Annotated in this window: 21 protein-coding genes; 14 read left to right on the top strand and 7 right to left on the bottom strand. The window is 62.9% G+C overall.

Going from position 1 to position 22,360, the window contains the following annotated elements:
- Positions 1-37: 37 nt before the first annotated feature.
- The 7 genes from KIP88_RS21790 to KIP88_RS21760 form a co-directional block, all read right to left on the bottom strand.
- Positions 38-790: an SDR family NAD(P)-dependent oxidoreductase gene (locus KIP88_RS21790; RefSeq protein WP_214490021.1), complete on the bottom strand. Its 753-nt coding sequence runs from the start codon at positions 788-790 to the stop codon at positions 38-40.
- A gap of 6 nt (positions 791-796) precedes the next feature.
- Positions 797-2,170 (bottom strand): MmgE/PrpD family protein, encoded by a 1,374-nt coding sequence (locus tag KIP88_RS21785; RefSeq protein ID WP_214490019.1) that lies wholly within the window; start codon positions 2,168-2,170, stop codon positions 797-799.
- Positions 2,171-2,175: 5 nt separating this feature from the next.
- Entirely contained in the window at positions 2,176-3,243 is a 1,068-nt protein-coding gene (locus KIP88_RS21780) for an ABC transporter substrate-binding protein (protein ID WP_214490018.1), read from the bottom strand.
- Between the two features lie 122 nt (positions 3,244-3,365).
- Positions 3,366-3,983 (bottom strand): Isoquinoline 1-oxidoreductase subunit, encoded by a 618-nt coding sequence (locus tag KIP88_RS21775; RefSeq protein ID WP_214490016.1) that lies wholly within the window; start codon positions 3,981-3,983, stop codon positions 3,366-3,368.
- Between the two features lie 19 nt (positions 3,984-4,002).
- Positions 4,003-4,527: a (2Fe-2S)-binding protein gene (locus KIP88_RS21770; RefSeq protein WP_214490015.1), complete on the bottom strand. Its 525-nt coding sequence runs from the start codon at positions 4,525-4,527 to the stop codon at positions 4,003-4,005.
- Positions 4,524-7,298, bottom strand: a complete 2,775-nt coding sequence (locus KIP88_RS21765; RefSeq protein WP_214490014.1) for a xanthine dehydrogenase family protein molybdopterin-binding subunit — start codon at positions 7,296-7,298, stop codon at positions 4,524-4,526. Before KIP88_RS21765 ends, KIP88_RS21770 begins: the two co-directional genes overlap by 4 nt.
- Positions 7,299-7,319: 21 nt before the next feature.
- On the bottom strand, positions 7,320-8,408 hold the full coding sequence (locus KIP88_RS21760) for a hypothetical protein (protein WP_214490012.1): 1,089 nt from the start codon (positions 8,406-8,408) through the stop codon (positions 7,320-7,322).
- 164 nt (positions 8,409-8,572) lie between these two features.
- On the opposite strand from KIP88_RS21760, the gene KIP88_RS21755 reads away from it, so the two are divergent.
- From KIP88_RS21755 to KIP88_RS21690, 14 genes are all read left to right on the top strand, one after another.
- Positions 8,573-9,547 carry a tripartite tricarboxylate transporter substrate binding protein gene (locus tag KIP88_RS21755; RefSeq protein WP_214490061.1) on the top strand — a complete coding sequence of 325 codons (975 nt, stop codon included), beginning with the start codon at positions 8,573-8,575 and terminating at the stop codon, positions 9,545-9,547.
- A 27-nt stretch (positions 9,548-9,574) separates the two neighbouring features.
- Positions 9,575-10,045, top strand: coding sequence for a (2Fe-2S)-binding protein (locus KIP88_RS21750; protein ID WP_214490060.1), 471 nt, complete (start codon positions 9,575-9,577; stop codon positions 10,043-10,045).
- Positions 10,042-12,183, top strand: a complete 2,142-nt coding sequence (locus tag KIP88_RS21745; RefSeq protein ID WP_214490010.1) for a molybdopterin cofactor-binding domain-containing protein — start codon at positions 10,042-10,044, stop codon at positions 12,181-12,183. The genes KIP88_RS21750 and KIP88_RS21745 overlap by 4 nt, the downstream gene beginning before the upstream one ends.
- Complete coding sequence (locus KIP88_RS21740; protein WP_214490009.1) at positions 12,180-12,887, top strand: substrate-binding domain-containing protein; 708 nt, start codon at positions 12,180-12,182, stop codon at positions 12,885-12,887. The genes KIP88_RS21745 and KIP88_RS21740 overlap by 4 nt, the downstream gene beginning before the upstream one ends.
- Positions 12,888-13,059: 172 nt before the next feature.
- Complete coding sequence (locus tag KIP88_RS21735) at positions 13,060-13,758, top strand: GntR family transcriptional regulator (protein ID WP_249790925.1); 699 nt, start codon at positions 13,060-13,062, stop codon at positions 13,756-13,758.
- Between the two features lie 46 nt (positions 13,759-13,804).
- Positions 13,805-14,806: a TRAP transporter substrate-binding protein DctP gene (dctP, locus tag KIP88_RS21730; protein WP_214490005.1), complete on the top strand. Its 1,002-nt coding sequence runs from the start codon at positions 13,805-13,807 to the stop codon at positions 14,804-14,806.
- A 99-nt stretch (positions 14,807-14,905) separates the two neighbouring features.
- The gene (locus KIP88_RS21725; protein ID WP_214490004.1) at positions 14,906-15,427 is read left to right on the top strand and encodes a TRAP transporter small permease; all 522 of its coding nucleotides are present in this window, start codon (positions 14,906-14,908) and stop codon (positions 15,425-15,427) included.
- Between the two features lie 5 nt (positions 15,428-15,432).
- Positions 15,433-16,722, top strand: coding sequence for a TRAP transporter large permease (locus KIP88_RS21720; RefSeq protein WP_214490003.1), 1,290 nt, complete (start codon positions 15,433-15,435; stop codon positions 16,720-16,722).
- Between the two features lie 35 nt (positions 16,723-16,757).
- Positions 16,758-17,444 (top strand): cyclase family protein, encoded by a 687-nt coding sequence (locus KIP88_RS21715; protein ID WP_214490002.1) that lies wholly within the window; start codon positions 16,758-16,760, stop codon positions 17,442-17,444.
- A 189-nt stretch (positions 17,445-17,633) separates the two neighbouring features.
- On the top strand, positions 17,634-18,941 hold the full coding sequence (locus KIP88_RS21710; protein WP_214490001.1) for an ABC transporter substrate-binding protein: 1,308 nt from the start codon (positions 17,634-17,636) through the stop codon (positions 18,939-18,941).
- 95 nt (positions 18,942-19,036) lie between these two features.
- Positions 19,037-19,933, top strand: coding sequence for a branched-chain amino acid ABC transporter permease (locus KIP88_RS21705; RefSeq protein ID WP_214490000.1), 897 nt, complete (start codon positions 19,037-19,039; stop codon positions 19,931-19,933).
- Positions 19,933-20,922: a branched-chain amino acid ABC transporter permease gene (locus tag KIP88_RS21700; RefSeq protein ID WP_214489999.1), complete on the top strand. Its 990-nt coding sequence runs from the start codon at positions 19,933-19,935 to the stop codon at positions 20,920-20,922. Before KIP88_RS21705 ends, KIP88_RS21700 begins: the two co-directional genes overlap by 1 nt.
- Positions 20,919-21,665 (top strand): ABC transporter ATP-binding protein, encoded by a 747-nt coding sequence (locus KIP88_RS21695; RefSeq protein ID WP_214489998.1) that lies wholly within the window; start codon positions 20,919-20,921, stop codon positions 21,663-21,665. Before KIP88_RS21700 ends, KIP88_RS21695 begins: the two co-directional genes overlap by 4 nt.
- Positions 21,662-22,339, top strand: coding sequence for an ATP-binding cassette domain-containing protein (locus KIP88_RS21690; protein WP_214489997.1), 678 nt, complete (start codon positions 21,662-21,664; stop codon positions 22,337-22,339). Before KIP88_RS21695 ends, KIP88_RS21690 begins: the two co-directional genes overlap by 4 nt.
- Positions 22,340-22,360: the final 21 nt, after the last annotated feature.

The following is a 22,360-nucleotide window of genomic DNA, read 5'->3' as shown; positions in this document are numbered from 1 at the left end:
GGGCAGTGCACCTGCAAAAACGGCCTTTAGTCATGCATCAGGCGCCCAAATAGGCGCCACCATTGGTGTGGATGGCCTGCCCGTTGATGTAGCGCGCACCGGGCCCGCACAGAAAACGTACGGTTGCGGCAACATCCTCCGGCAGGCCCCGATTGCCGGTGATGGTCTGATGGGTCAAATGATGCGCCGGCTCCGGTCTATCCTTGGGCCGTGGCGTGCGGATCAGGCCGGGAACCACGCAGTTCACGGTGATGCCGTCATCGGCAAGGTCGTGGGCCAGCGCGCGGGTCAGGCCGATGATGCCCGCCTTCGCCGTCACCACATGCGCGCGATTCTTCGCACCCGTATGCGCGCTGAGGCCACCGATGTTGACGATCGTTCCCGCACCTGACTTGCGCAGCGCCGGCAGGCAGGCTTTTACGCAGAGGAACGTGCCGTCGAGCGTAACGTCGAGGACTTCGCGCCACGCCGCATAGCTCATCTCGGCGAACGGCTTCTCGCGCCGCAGCGCCGCGTTATTCACGAGGATATCGATACGGCCGAATTGCTTGACGGCCGCATCCGCCATGGCCTGCACCGCCACGGCGTCGGCAACGTCGCCGATATGGACCAACGCCTTGCCGCCGGCAGTCTGGATCTCACGCGCGACGGCATCCGCCTCAGTGCGATTGCTGCGCGCATTCACCACCACGGACGCGCCGCCTTCTGCCAGGGTCAGGGCGATCGCGCGGCCGATATTGCGGCCCGCGCCGGTGACGACAGCGACTTCGCCCGCGAGTTCTTTTGTCATGAGCTGCTACCCGCGCAATGAGGAGAGATCGACGCGCCCATTATACAGCCCCGCCATCAGTTTCAACGCCGCATTGCTTTGCGTTGCGCTCCAGCCGCCATGTTCAGCGTTGAGCAAGAACTTGTCGGTCACGTCCTGCCGCGTCAGCGGTTCCTGCGCACCGCCACGCAGATATGGCTGCCGCTCCTCCACCACGCTGCCATCCCTGAGGGTGGCACGGATATGGCCGGTGTAATTGTTCGGATAGGGATTATCCGGGTCGATCACGAACTTCACTTTAGCAGCAAGCGCCAGCACGCGCTCATCGCGGATCGCGTTTTCCGTGAATGCGCCGAGCCCGACACCGCCATGGACGAAGCCGGCGGACAACAGATACGGCACAGCGAACTTGGCGGCATAGCCGTTGCGCGGACGCTGCTTGTCGGCAAGCGGCTCCCATAGCCGGTGCACCGTCCCCTCCGCCACCTCGCAGACGATCTCGGCGACATCCTCGGGTTTGACCCCCCGTGCGGCCAGCCGGCGCGCGCAATCGATATAGGGCTGCGCCATCGTTCCGCATGGATAAGGCTTGAAGGCCAGCGTGTCTGTCACCCAGCGCGTGCCGAAATCGCCGGTCAGCGCGTCGTAATCGCCCTCCGTGGTGCGCGCGAAACCGTGGAACAGCCCGTGCACGCCCTCGAACACCGTGCGCGGGCCAACGAACCCTCCCCGCGCCAGCAGCGCCGCGCGGATCCCCGATTGCGCCGCCCAGCCGGCATGCAGCCGTTTGGTCCAGGCGCCCTCCGCAAGATATTCGATGATGCCGCCGGCCATGCTGCCGGCGACGCCGAGCGCATCGACGATCTGCCTGGCGTTGAGACCAAGCGCTGCACCGACACCGGCGGCCGCGCCCATCGCGCCGAAGACCGCTGTCGGATGGAAACCAGCCCTATGAACGGCCTTCGGCACCACGAGGCTCAACCGGCACAGCACTTCGGTGCCAACCGCGATCCCGATCAGCGCCATGCGGCCATCCGGGCTATGCCGTTCGCAGGCAGCGAGCACCGCCGGCACGATCACGGCGCCTGCATGGACCGGGCCTCCCTCAAACGTGTCGTCGAAATCCTCGCCATGCGCAGCGGTGCCGTTGACGAAGGCGGCGCCCGCCGCATTCAGCGTGCGCCGGTGCCCGATCGCCGTACAGGGGCCGTCATCATCGCAACCTGCCAGCGCGCTTCTGATGTAGTCCTCGTTGCGCGCGGTGAGGCATAGCCCGACCACGTCGATCAGCAGGTCCTCGCATTTGCGCGCGGTTGCAGCCGGCAATGCACCGGCTTGCAATGCGACGATCTTTTCGGCCAGCGTTTCGGCGACCGAGGTCTCAGGCAGTCCGGAGGCCATAGCGGTCAAACGCGGAAGATTTTTGTGTAGCGTGCCTTAATGGCCTCGCTTTCCTTCTCCACTGCCGCCGCGTCGTCCTTCATGGTCTTGATGTCCTTGAGCGGCTTGCGTCCCGCCTTTTCGACAGTTTGAGAATGCACCGAGCGGAGGCCGCCGACGTCGACGATGAGCTGCTGCGCCTCCCGGCTGAGGCTGAACGACTGGAACAGCCTTGCCGCGTTCGGATTCGGTGCATCCTTGAAGACGCCGTTCGGTCCGATGATCAGCGGTGACCCTTCCGTGGCGTAGACCGGCTCGACCGGACGGCCCGCTTCCTTCATCTGGAAGATGTTGTATTCGTTGCCGTCGGCCATCACCGCGCGCTCGCCGAGATCGAGCTTCTTCGGTGGATCGGCCGATGACTGCACCTGCATGATGCTCTGCTTGGCAAGCTGCTCAAAGAAGCTCCATCCGAGATCGCGCTGCATCTGGTAGGTCGCGGTCATGATAGTGCCGCTGTAGCCCGGATGCGCCTTGACGATCTTGCCCTTCCATTTGGGGTCGAGCAGATCGGCAAAACTCTTCGGCGCGTCCTCCGCCTTCACCAGGTTGGTGTTGTAGGCAATGATGCTGAGCCAGACGCGGAAGCTCGCAAACTGGCCATCGGGATCCCTGTGCTCGGCCGGATAGAATTTTGCGACATCCTCCGGCATGTAAGGCGCCAGAATGCCGTCACGCTTCCAGACGATGAAATGCGCGGCATCGGACGAGTTCACGATATCGACGGCATGGATGTTGCTGGAATATTCCTGGCCGATGCGCTGGAACAGGCGCTCGGCACCGGTGCGTTCGACGCGCACCGCAATGCCCGGATATTTCGCCTCGAACGCTTTGGCCAGCTTCTCCGCGACCGGCAAATCGGTCGACGTGTAATAGATGACCTTGCCTTCCTTCTTCGCCGCGTCGATCAGCGCCGGCGTCACCCCTTCCGGTGGCGGCGCAGCCGCCATCACGCGCGTGGAAAATGCTGCGCCTGCGAGAGCGGCGCCGGCGCCAGCCAGCACGTGGCGGCGTGAAATCCCTGGGTGTTTCATGTTTTCGTTCCCCGCGCTGTTGGCGAAGTTAGGTACCCCTGATCCCCCGCATTATTCCTATGGATTGCCCGCTGTCCATCGCCGGCAGTGCCCGGCCATGGCACAGCCAAGCCCAAATGCTTCTACTGCGCAGGACAGGCCGCGCCGGTTTTCACCCAGGCCTCGACCAGGGCACCGGCCTGCTTTTGCGTACCGGGAACAGGGCTGCGGCCAGCGCCGGGAGCCCAGGCCCAGCCAACCAGCGTATCTTCGCCGATATGATGGATGAGTTCCTCGAGCTTGCGTCCGCCGTTGCGTGCGGGGTCCTTGAGCTGCGCGCAGATTTCGGCAACCGTCTTGCCCTCCCACGCCATTTCGCGCGGTGCGAGGTGCCATTCCGGATGGCCCGGCATGCGGCCGGGTTCGAAGTTCGCATGCTTGTGGCAAGTCGAGCAGCGCATCGCGGCAAGGCCATGGCCGTCTGCGCCGCGCGTGACCGGCGGCTGGTGCAGCCGCCCCTCGTCGCCTTGCCGCGGCCGATCGGTTGCGGGATGGCAATTCGTGCAGCGCGGATGGGTCAGCACCTTGCCAAGCTCGGTGAACATGGCCGCCGATCGAGCGTCCGTATCCGATATCGACGCAAAGCTTTCCGGGCTTGCGAGCGATTGCGGTGCCGTCTGGGAAACGGCGTAGCCGGCGAACATGCTCGTCGCGACCGCGAGCACCGCGACCGCGAACTGAAACCGCAATTCCGATTTCATGCCGCGTTCCCCTGCCCGGTCACTGGTTAGCCATGAGATAGCGCCTGGAATCTGCAAGGATCACATCCCGCACGGCCTCGTGGTATTTGATGTAGCCGGTGCAGCGGCAGATATGGCCATCGAGGGCTTCCGCGATGGTGTTTTCGAGATCAGCGCGCTTCACGGGCGCTTTGGCCAGACGCTCCAGCAGAACCTGTCCCTCGTTGAGGAAACCCGCGGTGCAATAGCCGCACTGGAAGGCAAAGTGCCGGATGAAGGCCTTCTGCAGCGCGGAGAGTTCGCCATCCCTGGCAAGCCCCTCGACCGTGCGGATGGCCTTGCCGTCAAAACTTGCCGCCGAGGCGACACAGGTCGGGCTGGTGTAGCTCGTGCCATCGGGATCATCGACGATGACAGCGCAACTCAGACATTGCGCGGCGCCACAGCCGAACTTGGTGCCGGTCATGCCGAGATACTCGCGCAGGAAATCATTCATCGAGAGTTCGTCGCGCACCTCGACCGGTCCGTACGGCCGGCCGTTGATCGTGAGGCTCAATTTGGTCACGCCAAAACTCCCTTGAGCAGGTTGGCGGTCACCGGCAGGGACCGAAAGCGGCGGCCGGTGGCGTCGAAGATCGCGTTCAGTATGGCGGGGACCACCGGAACCATGACGACCTCCGCCATGCCCTTCGGCGGCTCGTCCGGTGTCAGCGGCGGCAGCATCTCGATTTCGAGGTCGTGCAGCGGCAGGTCCGATCCCCGCGCGACGAGGTACTGCCCGAGATTCCATTGGCCGTTGCCGGGGCCACTTTCAAAGGGCGGCAGTGTCTCCAGCAAGGCATAGCCGACGCCCATCGCGAAGCCACCCTGCGCCTGCCCCATCACCACCTCGGGCACCAGCGCCTGTCCGCATTCGAACACGCTGTAGGCCTTGGCGATGCGCAGCGCGCCGGTGGCGCGCTCGATCTCGATGCGGACCAGCGTGCCGCACATCGAGGTATAACTGGTGCCGATCCGGTTGTTGTCGGTCGGCGGGAATTTGACGCTGACGCGGTTGATGCGCTCGAACTTGCCGTTGCCCCTGCGCAAGGCCAGCGCATCGATCTCAGCGCGGTACTGTTCGCCAAGAAGGGGAAAACGGGCGCGCGACCATTCCCAGCGGGAGAAGCTGTGAGCCACTGCCCCGGTCACGAGATTGCGCGCGTGCGCGCTTGCGGCGAGGGCCGGCAGCGGCAACGGCGCAAGACCGGGCATGACGAGCTGCCCGTCCTTCCATTGCGCCTTCTCCCAATCCTTTGCGCGCGGATCGTTCGCAGCGATGCGCCATAGTTCCAGCGCCGCCGGCCACAGGCCGAAACGGAAAATCACGCGCGCCGCCTCGGCAGCGGAATGAGTGCCGACATGCGCGCCGATCGAGGCACTGGTCGCTGAGCTGATCGCCGGCACCCAGCGTGGATTTTTCTCCGCCGCATCCTGTGTCTTCTGGTCCATCGTGTAGGGATCACCCGATGTGACCAATCCGAGGGCGTCATACGTGTCGACACGCGCCACCGAGACTTCGTCAGCGACCGCACCGAGATGGATCGCGACCCGGTTGGCGAGCGCGGTGCCGATGCCGTTGCCCATCTCGGTATGGTCGCAATAGATCGTGACCTTGCCGTCGGGAGACAGTTCGACGCGCCCAAGCGAACAATCGGCACCGGTGCCGTAATCCTTGGTGACACAAGCAACGCCGGTGCCGACGAGCATGCCCTGCGCCGCGGCCGATTTCTGCTGCGCGCGCTGCTGCCAGATTGGATGCTTCTCGAGCTTGTCGAGGATTTCAGTGGTGCGGACCGAAACGCCGTAGGGATTACCGGTCATGGTCCGGCCCTTCGGTGCGAGCGCATTGCGCCGCCGGAACTCGATCGGATCAAGCGGCAGGGCAGCGGCCACTTCGTCAACCAGCGCCTCCAGCGCAGTCATCGTCTGCAGCGTGCCGTAGCCGCGCATCGATCCCGCTGTCACGCCGCGCGAATGAACGGCAACCGTTGTCACGTCCACCTTGGGCACATCATAGATGCCGATCGCGGCGGTCGCGCCGACGGTTGCCACATTGACCGAGAAATTGGCCAGGCCGCCGCCATCGAGAACGTGGTCCGCAGCGAAAGCCTGAATTTTCCCAGTCGACCGATCGACGCCGATCCGCGACCGCATCTTGAACGCGTGGCGCTTGATGCCGCCCTGAAACTGCTGATAGCGGTCATGCGCCAGCCGCACGGGATGACCAGGGAAGAACATCGCGGCCAGCGCAACGTACAGCACGAAGGGCGTGTGATCGCGGCCACCGAAGCCGCCGCCCATATAGGTGAACTGGGTATTGATCCGCGCCGGCTTGAAGGGGCCGCGGGCCTCGCCAAGCAGATGCGCGATTGACTCCGCCGCCTCGTAAGGAGACTGCACGCCAAGCACGAGCTCGAGGCTGCCGCTGTTCCTGCTGTACCAGGCGAGGCCGGTCTCCGGTTCGAGAAACATCGGATCGACCGATTGCGTCTCGAACTCGCGATCGAGCACCAGAACGTTCGGATTTTTAGCCGCGAGTTCGGCGCGGATCCTTTCGCCATGGACCGCGGCCTTGGCGTAGGAAGCCTCGGTGTCCTTGGCGGCCGGCGACCATATCGGAAGCGGCGCGTTCTGCGACCGTCCCGGGCTGACCCAGCCGGCCAGGATCGGCGAATAGACATCGGGCGCCTCCGGCGTCGGGCCCGCCACGCGCGTGAAGCGATAGGCGCCATAGCTCGGCATGGCGACGGGGCCGGTTTCCTCGCCGAACCTCACGAACGTTCCATCGCGCAACGCGAGGCGCGCCTGATCGAAGGCGTCGAACGTCTCGAAGATCAACAGCCCGACTGGCTGCCCCAAATAGAGCGGCGTCTTGCCGAGCGGACAGAACAGGTCGCCGGTGTAGAATTCGGGAACGCGAGTGCCGATCTTGTCGAGATCAGCTGATGTCACCACGACCGACGGCTTCATCGCGCCGCCAAGCCGCGCAATATCCATTCCGAGATAGACGTGTGTCGCATCCGGCGCACGGATGAGCATCGCGTGCGACGTATTCGCCGGCCAGCCCGGAAGATCGGCGGCACGGAAGTCGGATGCGTAGAGCTTCGCGCCGGTGACCTTGGCCGTGCCATCGACCCGGCCCGCGCCATTGGCGGCCGGGTTCCAATTCGCACGCCCGGGAAGCGACGCGCGCGGCGGCAGGCCGGCGGCCTCCACCGAGCCGAGGCGCGCTAGGCTGAGCGCTATGCCGCTCGCCGATACCCAATTCAGAAACTCGCGCCGCGAAGGCCGCATGCCTTTTGCCCTTTGCCGGAACTACTTCAGATCGGCGATGGTCGCTGGCCCCGGACCCGGCGTGACCAGTGTCGGCCATTGCTTCGAGCCGAAAGGAACGGCGGGCGGCAGGAATGGCGTCATGGCGCGCTTGCCGCTCTCGGCAATGATAGCGGCGCGCGCATCGCCGCCCATCAATTCGTAATCCATCAAATGGTAATTGCCGAAGAACAGCGCGCCGACGGAGCGATCGGCGATGATGCGGGTCAGCGATTCCAGCATGTCGGCCGGCGTGGTCGTGAAGGAAATCGTCTCGATCAACAACAGGCGGTTGTTGATGGCATCGGGACCGAAGAACTGTGCCAGCACGCTGAACAGCACGTTGTTCTGCCGCGCGACGTAGATCGTGTTGCTGGCGGCATAGGTCTTGTCCCAGTCGGCGCCGAGCTGCGCCTTCCAGTCCGCCAGCACCGTCATCCAGTGCGCGACCTGCGTCTGGGCCGCCCATGCGACGTTCTTCGCCAGATACGGCGCCTGTTTCTTGCCGAAAGCTTCGAGAGCTGCGAATGGAATGACGCCTTTGGCAACGCATTCGTCCATGAAAGCGATGTTGTTCTGCAGGATGGTGCGGTTGTTGTCGCGCCATCCCGGTTCCATCGGCGTTGCATCGAGGCCGTCGAGCGCCGACTGCATGCGGCTGCGATAAGCCAGCATCGAGCCGCGCCAGGACTTGTTGTCGGGGTTGTCGACATAGGGGCCAACGACCTGCACCAGCGCCATCGTGCTGTGGCCGACGGATTTGAGCAATTGATACATGATCGGCACCTGTGGTGCGTCGATCGGCGCCATACCCGGCCGATAGAGGACCATCCGGCCGCCGGAGCCTGAGAAGAGAGCGAGGATCACCGGATGCTTGCTCAGGATGTTCTTCTGGAAAATCTTTGCTGCATCGCCATAGAGCTCGAACATGCCGGTGTTGAGCGCCAGCATATCCTTGGTCGCGGTGTCGGAAGGCGTCGCGGCGGCTTTGCCGGCGATTGGCGCCATGTAGGCAGGAAGGGTCTGGGCACTGGCGACGGTCGCGCCCGAAAGCATGATGGCAGCAACGGCCAGACTGGGGGAAATCCTCATATTGCGTCCTTGTCACCCTCAAATTGCATGGCCCGAGCGCCGACGAATATCTGATTCTGGGGACTAGCGGTCAGTGCGCGGATAGCTAGACTTGGCACTAGACTTGGCACGAGGCCGGTAAACGGGCCGTTGCAAAAGAAGTCAGAGTTGGGGAGGTCGATATGATGCGCTTGAGAACGGCGCTCGCGCTGGCAGCAATTGTTACGGCGCCACCTCTCCTGGCTACGCCCGGCCTGGCGCAGGACTATCCGTCGCGACCGGTGAAGGTGATTGTTCCCTTCGGGGCCGGCGGACCTGCCGATGTCACCGCCCGCCAGATCGGGAACATTCTGCAGGAAAGTTTTGGCCAGCCCTTCGTCGTCGAGAACCGCACCGGAGCCGGCGGCGTGATCGGCACGCAGGAAGCCGTCAAGTCGCCGCCCGACGGTTACACGCTGCTGATGATGTCGAACACCCAGACCGCGAATGAATCGCTGGTTCCGCAGCGCAAGTACGAATTGATGCGCGATCTCGCGCCGATCGCGCCGGTGAACTATTCCGACCTCGTGATCGTGGTTCATCCATCCGTGCAGGCGAAGACGCTGCAGGAATTCATCGCGCTTGCCAAATCGCAGCCCGCGAAACTGAACTATGCGTCATCGGGCCAGGGCACGCCGTACCACATGGCGGGCGAGCTGTTCAAAGCCATGGCCGGCATTGACGTCGTGCACGTGCCCTACCGCAACAGCGGCGAAGCGCGCAGCGGCGTGCTCGGCGGTCAGGTGCAGATGATGATCGATGCGGTTCCGACGATGGCCCCCAATGTCGCCGAAAATCAGGTGCGCGCGCTGGCGACGACCGGCAAGGCGCGATCGACCGTCCTGCCCAACGCGCCGACCGTGATCGAGGCCGGCATTCCCGGCTATGAGGCCACCATCTGGCTCGGCCTGATGGCGCCGGCGGGCACACCAAAGCCGATCATCGACAAGCTCAATGCGGCTGTGAACGCGGCGGTGAAACGGCCCGATGTCGTCAAGCTCTGGACTCAACAAGGCGCTGTTCCGATGTCGATGACCTCTGAGGAATTCGACAAATTCCTGCGCGGCGATATTGTGAAATGGGCGGAAGTGGTCAAGAAATTCGACAAGCCGCCGCAATAAGAAGCCGTGAGCAAAGGTTCGCCCTCGATGCCGAGCGTTCGATTTCGCCTCAACGGCGCCGAGATAGAAGTTGATGCCGATCCCGATCGGTCATTGCTGGATATTCTGCGCGGGCAGCTCGGCATGACCGGGCCGCATTTCGGCTGCGGCGCCGGCGAATGCGGCGCCTGCAATGTGATCATCAGCGATCGTGCGGTGTCCGCCTGCGATACACCGCTCTGGTCGGTGGCGGGCAAGGATGTCACGACGATCGAAGGGCTGGGAACGAGCGAGCGCCCGCACCCGCTGCAGCGCGCCTTCATCGCCGAGCAGGCGCTGCAATGCGGCTATTGCGTCTCCGGCATCCTGATGAGCGCGGCAGCGCTGTTGAAGAAAAACCCGTCACCGACGAGCCGGGAGGTGAAGGAGGCGCTCGACCGCAACCTCTGCCGTTGCGGTTCGCATAATCGCATGGTGCGGGCGGTGCTGCGTGCGGCAGAGGAAATGGCCGCAGGATGAACCAGCCGGCCCCCGCTCCCTCTCCGCCCGTACTGCCGGTAAGCCTTGCAGCGAACCCGAAATTGTCGGCGTGGCTGAAATTCTCAAGCACCGGACAGGTAGCGATCTCGCCCGGCAAGGTAGAGATCGGGCAAGGCATCGTGACGGCGCTGGCACAGATCGCCGCCGACGAGCTCGATATCGATCTGTCGCGGGTGCAGATGATCCGCGCATCGACCGCAGCCAGCCCCAACGAGGGCGTCACCTCGGGCAGTCTCTCCATCCAGCAGTCGGGGCGCGCGCTGCGCCACGCCTGCGCGGAAGTTCGCCGGATCTTTCTTCAGCAGGCGGCGGAACGGCTGGGGGTCGATATCGATGCGCTCGACGTCGAAGACGGCACCATTTCGGGCCCCGGCAACGTCAGGACCAGCTATTGGGAGCTTGCCGAGGAAGTCTCGCTCGATCGCGATGCTACGCCCGGAACAACCCCAAAGATCGCATCGCGCCGGGCGTTGGCCGGGAATTCAATTCAGCGGCTCGACATTCCGGACAAGGTTTTGGGCCGGCCGCGGTTCATCCACGATCAGGCGTTGGCGGGAATGCTGCATGGCTGCGTGCTGCGGCCGGAGAACGCGCGCGCGAAACTTACCGAATTGAAGGAGGATGGCGTCCGCGCTGTCGCCGGTCTTGTCGCAGTCGTACGCGACGGCAGTTTTGCCGGTGTCGTCAGCGAGACCGAGCATGCCGCGGAGGCGGCTCTCAACGCGTTGCGCAAAGGCGCGTCCTGGTCCGACGGCGAGCCCCTGCCCGACGAAAACGATCTGGCTTCATTCCTGAAAGCTCAGCCATCGGAGTCGACGACCATCGACAAGAAAACGGCCGCATCACCCGGCACGGCAACGCGGACCATCCGGCGGCAATACACCCGCCCCTATATTGCGCACGCGTCGATCGCACCATCCTGTGCGATGGCGCAATGGGATGGCGACCGCGTTCATGTGTGGACCCACAGCCAGGGCGTCTATCTCCTGCGCGCCGATCTGGCGCTGGTTCTCAGGCTACCGGTCGAGAACATCACCGTCGAGCATATGGAAGGTGCCGGCTGCTATGGGCATAACGCCGCCGACGATGTTGCGCTCGATGCTGTACTGCTTGCTAAAGCCGCCAACGGCCGGCCGGTGCGGGTGCAGTGGTCGCGCCAGGGCGAGATGTCGGATGCGCCGTTTGGGGCGGCGATGGCAATCGAGATTGAGGCTGACCTGGATGCGCAAGGGGAAATCATCGACTGGCGGCATTCGATCTGGAGCAACGGCCATGCGGCGCGGCCGGGGCGCGCAGCGCAACCCGCCTTGCTGGCGGGGTTCGAACTGGCGGATCCGTTTCCACGCATGATCTCGACCAATCCCCCGCAGGCCAATGGCGGCGGTGGCGATCGCAACTCAGTCCCGCTTTACGATTTTCCGTCCTGGCACATCGAAAGCCATCGCCTGACGACCATGCCGATCCGCACCTCGGCGCTGCGAACGCTTGGTGGGCAGGGCAATGTGTTTGCGATTGAATCGATCCTCGATGAAATCGCTGCCGAACGCGGCGAGGACCCGATTGCGTTCCGGCTGCGCCATTTGCGGGATGAGCGGGCAAAAGACGTCATCCGCGCCGTTGCCGCTCGCGCCAAATGGAAGCCCGAGAAGCAGCCGGGCATCGGTCACGGCGTGGCCTTTGCCCGCTACAAGAACACCGGCGCCTATTGCGCTGCGATCGCCGAGATCGAGGGCGCCGAGGAGATCAGTGTCAGGAAATTGACGCTGGCGGTCGATGTCGGCGAAGCGATCAATCCCGACGGCGTCATCAACCAGATCGAGGGCGGCGCCATTCAAGCCACGAGCTGGGTACTGAAAGAACGGGTCCGCTTCGACCGGCAACGCATCACCAGCACGAGTTGGACGGAATATCCGATCCTGCGCTTCAGCGAAGTGCCCGATGTCGAGGTTGAGGTCATCCAGCGGTCTGATATGGACCCGGTCGGCGCCGGCGAGGCGGCCCACGGCCCTGTTACGGCCGCCATCGCCAACGCCGTGTTCGACGCGCTCGGCGTGCGGGTTCGCGATCTTCCGATCACGCGTGACAGGATCATCGCCGCGATGGAATTGACCTCATGAGCAGCCTGAACATTCTGAGCGGCGGCGCGGCACAGGGACTGGTCGGAAGCTTGATGCCAGCCTTCAAGGGCGTGACCGGATTCGATATCACCGGTGAGTTTGGCGCGGTCGGTGTCATGGCCGACAAATTGCGCAGCGGCACGCCGGCCGACATCGTTATCCTGACCGCGGCGCTCCTCGCCAAACTGGCGGAGGAGAGGCTGGTCGTTGCCGCGATGATTTCCGACGTCGGCTTGGTCGAAACTGCCCTCGCCGTCCGCACCGGCGATCCCGAGGTCACAGTCAGGGATGCTGCGGGCCTGCGCGAGGTCTTGCTGGCCTCCGATGCGATCTTCGTGCCGGATACCAAAGCCTCGACGGCCGGAATTCATGTTGCAAATGTCCTTCAGCAGCTTGGCATCGCCGATGAGGTTGCCGCCCGCCTCCGGATTTTCCCGAACGGCGCAACCGCGATGCGTGAACTGGCGGCATCCAAGGCGCGGCGTCCGATCGGGTGCACGCAGTCGACCGAGATCATAAGCACCCAAGGCGTGACCCTGTCCGGTTCGCTGCCGCCAGGCTGCGAACTCGCAACGATGTACACGGCGGGCATCACGATCGCCGCGGCCCACCCGCAACAAGCCCAGGACCTGATCGACTTGTTGACCGGCGCCGGACAGCATGAACAGCGGAAACGCGCCGGCTTCATCAGCAGCCGGAGCTAGGCGCCAGCGGATCGGTCCAACTGGCGGCTGAGGATCTCCCGCCGCACCTGCACCAAACCGGTGCTCGGCACGATTTCTGGTTGCCAGAGCTAATTCATATACTAATATATCAATCGAGAAAGTAGCCATGCCCGCTCGCGCATCGAAAAAGACGGATCCAACGGTTCGCCGAATGGCCGCCGGCACTCGCCGCAGCGGCAGACCGCGCGCGGCAACGGCAGCGTCCAGGATCTATTCCGATCTTCGGGTCGAACTGGTGTCTCTGCAGCGCCGACCCGGCGAAGCCATCTCGGAAGCGCAAATCGCGCTCTCCTACGGGGTGAGCCGCACGCCCGTTCGCGAGGCCATACTCAAATTATCGGATGAAGGCCTGCTGGAGATCTATCCGCAGTCCGGCATCTTCGTCTCGCGCATTCCGGTGGCTGCACTCCCCGAGGCCATCATCATCCGCAAGGCGCTGGAGGAAACCACCGCGCGGCTCGCCGCGGAACGCGCGACGCCGAGCCAGATACTGGCGCTGCAGTCGATCCTGGAGCGCCAGCGCGAGGCCAGCGCTGCCGGAGACAGCGATACGTTCCATCAGGCCGACGAAATGTTTCATGCTACAGTCGCCGATGTCGCCGGCTATCCCGGAATCTGGAAATATATCCAGCAGGTGAAGGTCCACGTCGATCGCTACCGCCGGCTGACCCTGCCCCAGCGCGGGCGGATCGCAAAGGTGATCGTCGAACACGAGGCCGTGCTGACCGCGATCGAGGCGCATGACGCAGAGGGCGCAAGGCGTGCGATGGAAGTCCACCTCGAAAGCCTTCTCGAGAACATCTCGACCACGCAACATATCAATCCGGAGTATTTCGACGAGCGACCCTAAGAGTTCAAAGTCCATAAAACGATAAACAACATCAGGAGGGAACACCATGAAACGCCGCGACTTCATCAAGTTGAGCGCAGGGCTCGGGGCCACGATGGCGACCACGGCGCCGCTGTCATCTGCATTTGCGCAAACGAAAATGGTGCTGAAGGCATCGGACGTTCATCCGCTCGGCTATCCGACGGTCGAAGCCGTCGTCCGGATGGGCAAGAAGCTGGAAGCCGCCACCAACGGCCGGCTGACGATCCAGATGTTCCCCTCGATGCAGCTCGGCGGCGAAAAGGAAATGATCGAGCAGGCACAGCTCGGCGCGCTGCAGATCGCCCGTATTTCGGTCGGCGCCGTCGGCCCGGTCGTGGACGACGTCAACGTCTTCAACATGCCGTTCGTCTTCCGCAACTCCAAGCACATGGAGAAGGTGATCGACGGCGAGATCGGCGACGAATTACTGGCGAAGATTTCCGCGAACGAAAAGACCAACCTGATCGCGCTGTGCTGGATGAACGCCGGCTCGCGCAACGTCTACAACAACAAGCGGCCGATCCGGACCATTGCCGACCTCAAGGGCCTCAAGGTCCGCATGATGGGCAATCCGCTGTTCGTCGACACCATGAACGCGCTGGGCGGCAATGGCGTCGCGCTCGGCTTCGATCAGGTCTTCAGCTCAATGCAAACGGGCGTGGTCGATGGCGCCGAGAACAATCCACCGTCGTTCATAGCGCAGAACCATAATCAGGTGGCCAAGTATTTCACGATGACCGAGCACCTGATCATTCCGGAGCTTTTGGTGTTCTCGCGCATCTCCTGGCAGAAGCTGTCGCCGGACGATCAGGCGCTGATCAAGAAGCTTTCCAAGGAAGCGCAGGCCGAGCAGCGCGTCCTCTGGTATGAAGCTGAGAACGCGGCCATCGAAAAAATGAAGGCGTCCGGAACCGAAATCATCACCGACATCGACAAGAAGCCGTTCCAGGAAGCCGTCAAACCGGTCTGGGACAAGTACGGCGCGAAGTATGCGGCCATGGTCAAGCGTATCGAGGCGGTCCAGTAGGACACGATCCGCGATAGAGGCGTGGCCGGACGATGTCCGTTCCGGCCACGCGTTCGAGCTGCCGAAGCGATTTGAATCGCCGTTATCTCCGAGGTCAAAATGTCCCATTCTGCGGCCGGAGTTTTCCGGCGTGTGAGCGATGCGGTTTACTGGACCGGCGCCGCGGTCGCGTGCGTGGCGCTCGTGCTGGTCTCGGCGGTCATTCCGTGGGCCGTCTACACCCGTTACGTCCTCAACAGCGCCTCGTCATGGCCCGAGCCGATGGCCGTGCTGCTGACCGTCGGCATCACCTTCATCGGCTCGGCCAACTGCTATCGCCAGCGCATCCACATGAACATGACTGTTGGCACCGACTTGCTGCCGCCGCCGCTACGCCGCGCTTCTCTCTTCCTGAGTGAAGTCTTGATGGGCGTGATTGCGATCTTCATGGTGGTATGGGGACTCCGGCTCGTTCACACCACCTGGGATAATTCGGTCGACGAATTTCCCTGGCTTTCGGTCGGCATCACCTATCTTCCGATCGTGGTCAGCGGCGCCATGATGCTTCTGTTCGTCGTCGAACGCCTGACCATCGGCCCGCCGCCGCGGGATGGCAGCGACGCCCACGTACCGGTCGAGTAATTGCCATGGATATCGCGGTTCTGCTTCTCAGCATGTGCTTGTTCTTCGCGATTGGCATGCCGATCGCCTATGCCCTGGCGCTGTCCGCGCTCGTCGGCGCGCTCTGGATCGACTTGCCGGTTGGCGCGGTTATGCAGCAATTTGCCAGCGGCGTCGGCAAGGTCTCGATGTTGACCATCCCGTTCTTCGTGCTGGCGGGCGCCATCATGGCCGAGGGCGGCATGGCCAGGCGGCTGGTCGACTTCGCCGCCGTCGTCGTCGGGTTCACGCGCATGCGCGGTGGCCTCTCGCAGGTCAATATCCTCGCGACCACGATCATGAGCGGCATCTCGGGATCGTCGGTCGCCGATACTTCCGCGATCGGCTCGGTGATGATTCCTCAGATGGCCGCCAAAGGCTATCCGCGGGTGTTCGCAACCAATGTGACCATCAGCGCCTCGCTGCAGGCGATCATAATCCCGCCGAGCCACAACTCGGTGATCTATTCGCTGGCGACTGGCGGCGTGGTGTCGATCACGAGCCTTTTTCTCGCCGGCGTGATTCCCGGATTGCTGCTGGGTTTCTCGTTGATGCTGCTCTGCCTGTTCTACGCCTATCGCGACAAGCACCCCAAGGGCGAGCCTGTGCCGATCCGCCAGGCCGTCAGGATGCTCGGTGACGCCGTATGGGGGATCGTGACGCTGATCATCGTTTTGGGCGGCATCCTCACCGGCGTATTCACGCCGATCGAGGCAGGCGCGGTCGCATGCGTCTGGGCGTTCTTCGTCACGATGTTCATCTATCGCGACTACAAATGGTCCGAACTGCCGTTACTGGTCTACAAGACGCTGCAGACCGTGGCGATGGTGCTGACGCTGGTCGCGACCGCGTCGTGCTTCGGCTATGTCGCTGCCCTGATGCAGATGCCAGCAAAGATGACCGATTTCTTCGTTGCCATATCGAGCAACAAATACGTGCTGCTGATGTGGTTGAACATCATGCTGCTGGTTCTTGGAACGGCGCTCGATCTCGCGCCCCTGTTGCTGATCTGTACGCCGATCCTGCTACCTGTCGTGAAGAGCTTCGGCATCGATCCCGTGCATTTCGGCATCGTCATGCTGCTCAATCTCGGTATCGGCCTGCTGACGCCGCCGGTGGGGACCACGCTGTTCGTCGGCTGCGCCATCGGCAAGGTTTCTGTCGATGAGGTGATGCGCGGCATCTGGCCATTCTATTATGTGATGTTTACGGTGCTGATGATCGTGACCTACGTGCCCTGGCTGTCGCTGGCGTTGCCGAGGGCGTTCGGGTTCTAGAACAGACGCCGCAGTTGGCGGCGGGGAGACTTTGCGTGAAGATCGTCGACCTCAGCCGCGAGCTCTATCATCGTACCCCGAGCTATCCCGGCCACCCTCCCGTCATGCACGGCGTCTGGAAGACCCACGAAGAATCCTTTGCCGAGTCCGGCAATGTGCACGGGCTGGCGTCGATGTTCATCTCGATGGTGGACCACGCCGGTACCCACATCGACGCGCCCAGACATTTCGGCAAGAGCGGCATATCCATCGACGAGTATCCGCTGGAGAAATGCATCGTGCCGGGCATCTGCATCGACCTGCGCCACATCGCGCCGCGCGCCGAGATTACGCCTGCCGATCTCGAGGCGGCGGTGACGAAGGCGGGCGTGCCGGTGCCGAGGGGCGGTACCGTGCTGCTCTGCACCGGTCACCACGAGCGAACATTCCCCCGCAAGGAATATTCGAGCGACAATTCCGGCGTGAACGTCGCCGCCACCGAATGGCTGGCGCAGCAGGGCGTCGTGCATTTCGGTATCGATTCGATGCGGCCGGGGCCTGAGGGCAAGGTGAATGCCCTCGTCCACAAGGCCTGCCTCGACCTCGACATCACCCATATAGAGAGCCTGTGCAATCTCGAAGCGCTGCTTGGCCGCGGCCAGTTCACCTTTATCGGCCTGCCGATGAAGTGGCGCGGCGGGACGGCTTCGCCGATCCGCGCGGTTGCGGTGTTTGACATGTGAAGCAAGCGAAGCGCCGTAGCGCCTTCGACAAAGGCGGCATCTAGCCGCTTACCCCGCTCGTCGTTTCGGACGAAGCGCGTATGGACGTGCTGTGAAAGCTTGCCTAAACTCATCCCAATAATGGCCGATGCCGGGGCAAAACGGCGCGGATAATCGGGCGGGAACACCCGTCGAACAGGGGAGGAAAACATGGACCGTCTTTGGCGGACTAATCGTGCTGTCCTATTTGCATCAGTCGCTGCGACGTCGCTTGGGCTGGCGGTACCCGCGTCTGCTCAGGAAACCTTCAAACTCGGCATCGTGACGTTCCTCTCCGGACCGGCGGCGGACAGCTTTGGCGTTCCCGCCCGCAACGGCGCGCAGTTCGTCATCGATCAGTTGAACAAAGGTTCAGTGCCATCGCCCTACGAGAAAGTGGGTTTCGGCGGCATGAAGATCGAGCCCGTCATCATCGACGAAAATGGCGGCGCCACCAAACAGGTGCAGGAACTACGCAATCTCTATCAGCGCGACAATGTCGATGTCGTGCTTGGCTATATCAGCTCGGGCGACTGTCTTGCCGTGGCGCCGATCGCGGAAGAGCTGAAGAAGATGCTGGTGCTGATGGATTGCGGCACACCGCGCATCTTCGAGGAAGCCAAATACAATTACGTATTCCGTACCGCTGCCCATGCCACGATGGATAACGTCGGCCTCGTCAGATACATGAAGGCCAAGAACATCAAGATGGAATCGCTTTCGGCGATCAATCAGGATTACGCCTGGGGACAGGACAGCCGGGCTGACTTCGTCGCAGCCGCCCAACAACTCTACCCTAACGTCAAGGTCCAGACCGACCTGCTGCCCAAGTACGGTGCAGGCCAGTACGGCACCGAAATTTCCGCGCTGGTAGGCGCCGGCTCCGATGTGGTCTATTCGAGCCTGTGGGGCGGCGACCTGCAGGCCTTCATCCTGCAATCTGTTCCCCGCGGGTTGTCGAAGCGTAGCCAGTTGGTGTTCAGCGCCGCCGACCACGTGCTGCCCCCACTCGGCGACAAGATGCCCGACGGCACCATCCTCGGCGCGCGCGGCGCCTATGGCCTGATGTCGCAGAAGTCGCCGCTGAACGATTGGCTGTTCAAAGGATACGAGGCCGCCAACGGCGTCTATCCGGTCCAGGCCGCCTACCGCAGTACGCAATCGATTCTTGGATTGAAGGCTGCTGTCGAAAAGGCCATGAGCAAGAACGGCGGAAAGAAGCCTTCGACCGATGAAATGGTCGCGGCAATGACCGGTCTGGAGTGGCCATCGCCTGGCGGGCTCATTCAGATGAAACTCGCCGACGGCCATCAGGCGATCCAGCCGATCGCCTTCAGTCGCACCAAATACAATCCGGATCTCAAGCGGGTCGATCTGGTCGATATCGAATACTTCGCCGCCGAATGCGTCAACCCGCCCCCGGGCGTCAAATCGATCGACTGGATCAAGGGCGGTATGCAGGGCGCCAAGTGCAATTAGACCGCACTGCTATCCAATGAGCACACATGGCGGCGCGTGACTAAGCTCCGCGCCGCCTTTTTCTGCCACCGACCGACCCGCGTGACGCCACCGCCATGAATTTCTTTCTGACGATCATTCTCGATGGCCTGATTCAGGCCTCGTGGCTGTTCATCGTCGCCCTCGGCCTGACGCTGGTATTCGGCGTATTGAAGATCCTCAACATCGCCCATGGCAGCTTCTACGCCCTCGGTGCCTATATCGCGGCAACCGCGGTAACCATGGTGGCCGCGCGCGGCCTTCCCCCAAGCGTTGGTTTCGTCGCCATGCTGCTCTCGGTGACGCTGATCGCGTCCGCCGTCGGACTGCTGCTGGAACGCGGCCTGCTGAAAATGTTCTACGGCCGCGACGAAGTGGTGCTGCTGCTGGTGACCTATGCCGTGTTTCTGATCCTTGAAGATGTCACCAAGCTGATCTGGGGCGTCAATCCGATCTATGCGACGCAGCCATATGAGCTGTTCGGCAATCTCGAATTCGCCGGGCTCTATTACGTCGGCTACGATCTGGTGCTGATACCGATTTCGGCGATGGTCGGCTTTGCGATCTGGTTCGGCCTCAATCGCACCGTGATCGGAAAGATCGTGCTCGCCGTCATACACAACGAGGAAATGAGCGTGAGCATGGGTGTACGCGTCAACCGCGTCTATGCGATCGCCTTTGCGTTCGGCGTTCTGCTTGCGGCCCTCGCCGGCGCCCTGACCGCGCCGAAAATATCGATGCAGCCGGGCCTCAGTTCTGATGTCATCATCCTGAGCTTCGCTATCGTCGTGATCGGAGGGCTGGGCAGCGTCGAGGGGGCGGCAGTCGGCGCGATTCTGGTCGGGCTGGCGCGCGCTGCTTCGGTGCATCTGATGCCGCAAGCCGAACTGTTCATGATCTATTTGATCATGGCGGCAGTGCTGATGTTTCGCCCTGAGGGTCTGTTCAAGCGCGAGACGGCAAGGCGGATTTGATGAAGATGAGCCAACATCCCCTGGTCATGATCGGTCTTGTCGCTGCGGTGACGCTGGCCGGCCGCGCGCTGCCGACCTGGACTTTGTCGCTGGCGACGATTGCCGCCTCCAATGCGCTGATCGCCCTTGGCATCGTCGTGTTGGCGCGCACCGGCAACGTGTCGTTCGGTCAGGGCCTGTTCTTTGCCGCCGGCGGCTATGGCGTGGCGCTGATCGCCAACGCCTGGGGTCTCACCGACGCGGTCGCGCAGGTGATCGTCGGCGCGGCCTGCGGCGGCCTGCTCGGCCTGGTCATCGGGCCGTTGATCGCACGCTACAGCGGGATTTTCTTCGGCATGCTGACATTGGCGCTATCGATGGTGTTTTACGGCGCGCTGGTGAAATCGACCGCGCTTGGCGGCTCCGACGGCTTCAATGTCGGGCGGCCAAGCCTGTTTGGCATGAGCTTCACCGATCCGCGCGAGGCCGACTTCATGCTGTATGCCGTCTCGGTCATCGTGACCGGATTTGCCGGCATCGCCGCGACCATCCTGTTCCGGTCCGAATTCGGCCTTGCCAGCCTTGCGGTGCGCGAAAACAACCTGCGGGTCGAATATCTCGGCCTCTCAGCCAACCGGATCATATCGATCAACTTCCTGATCGCCGCGATCTTCGCCGGCGCCAGCGGCGCCTTTGCCCTGATGGCGCAGCGGCATATCGATCCGCAATTCGCATACTGGACCACATCGGGTGAATTCGTCTTCGTGGCGGTGCTTGCCGGCAACCAGAGTGTGGCCGCCGTTTTCGTCGCCTCGATGGCGCTGGAGCTGGTCCGTTCGTTCTCGAATCTGTATTTGCCCAATACCTGGCAGCTCGTGCTCGGCGTCTTCCTCCTGGGCGTCATTCTGTTTCTGCCGCATGGCATCGGTTCGCTCTGGATCAGGGACCGGCGCAAGCGGCGCATCTCGGCGACGGCTCCCCTCACCGCCGAACGAGGAGCCGCACCGTGAACCCGGTTCTTTCGGTACGCAGGCTCGAGAAGCGCTTTGGCGCAGTGGTTGCCGCCGATGCGCTTACCCTAGATGTTCCGGCCGGTCAGAAGATCAGCCTGATCGGCGCCAACGGTGCCGGTAAAACCACCTTCGTCAACATGGTCACCGGCTATCTCAAACCCGACAGCGGGACGATCCTGCTCGACGGAATTGACATCGGCAAACGCTCGCCACGAAGCGCAGCCCAGCTTGGGATCTCCCGTTCCTTCCAGATTCCACAATTGTTTGTCGAGCTCACCGCCGCCGAAAATCTCACTGTGGCGATTTCCGGCATCGGCACACGGATGTCACTCCGGGCACCGGCGGAGGCCCAAGGCCGCCGCGACAAGGCCGTCGAGTTACTGGAGCGCTTTGGCCTTGCCGATCTGGCCGATCGCCCGATCTCGGAGCTTGCGGGCGGCGTGCGCAAACTGATCGATATCGCCATGGCATTGGTGCGCCGTCCAAGACTACTGCTGCTGGATGAGCCGACCTCCGGAGTATCGGCGGAAGAAAAATTCTCGACCATGGATCGCGTTATCCGCGCCGTCGCGCAGGACGCAGCGACCATCGTATTCGTCGAGCACGACATGGAAATCGTCAGCCGCTATGCCGATCGCGTCGTGGCATTCTATCAGGGCCGGATTCTGGCCGACGGGGTGCCCGCCGAGGTCCTGAATAATCAGGAAGTCCGCCGCTACGTCACCGGAGGCGCGCGATGAACGACGCAGCGCCCTTGCTAGCAATCGACAATCTTGTCGTCGAGATCCAGTCGATGCCGGCATTGCGCGGCTTTACGATGCACGTCGCGAGAGGAGCCATGGTCAGTCTGGTGGGCCGCAACGGCGCGGGCAAGACGACACTGATGCGTTCGATCATGGGGCACCTCACGCCGGCCAGGGGGATGGTGCGGTTCGAAGGCAGCGATCTGTCGTCCCGTCCGCGCCATGCGCGCGCGGCACTCGGGATCGGCTATATGCCGGAAGATCGCTGCCTGGTGCCTCAGTTGACGGTCGAGGAAAACATCCTGCTGCCGTTATGGGTGGCGGAGCATCTCGACCGCAAAGCCCGGCTAGACTTCGTCTATGAGGTGATCGGCGAACTCACCGAGATGCGCCAGCGCAAGGCGCTATTGCTGAGCGGCGGACAGCAAAAACTGGTCGCGCTCGGCCGAGCGCTTGCCATTGGAACCAAATGCCTGCTGCTCGACGAGCCGTTCGAAGGCATCGCACCAGCGCTGTCGGAACGGCTGTCGGAGGTGCTAGCATCCCTCAAGGGCAAGGATCTGACCTTGCTGATGTCTCAATCGGACTTGAATCACTCGCGTGGGCTGATTGACGTGGAGTTCACGATTGAACGTGGCGCCAATCCCGCCCGGGCAATCAATGAGCCCTGACGGTCCAGGCTGGTCGGCTTC

Source organism: Bradyrhizobium sp. SRL28 (assembly GCF_018596315.1).
Lineage (GTDB): Bacteria > Pseudomonadota > Alphaproteobacteria > Rhizobiales > Xanthobacteraceae > Bradyrhizobium.
Note: the sequence above shows the minus strand (reverse complement) of the source record. Positions and strands in the feature narration are given on the sequence as shown.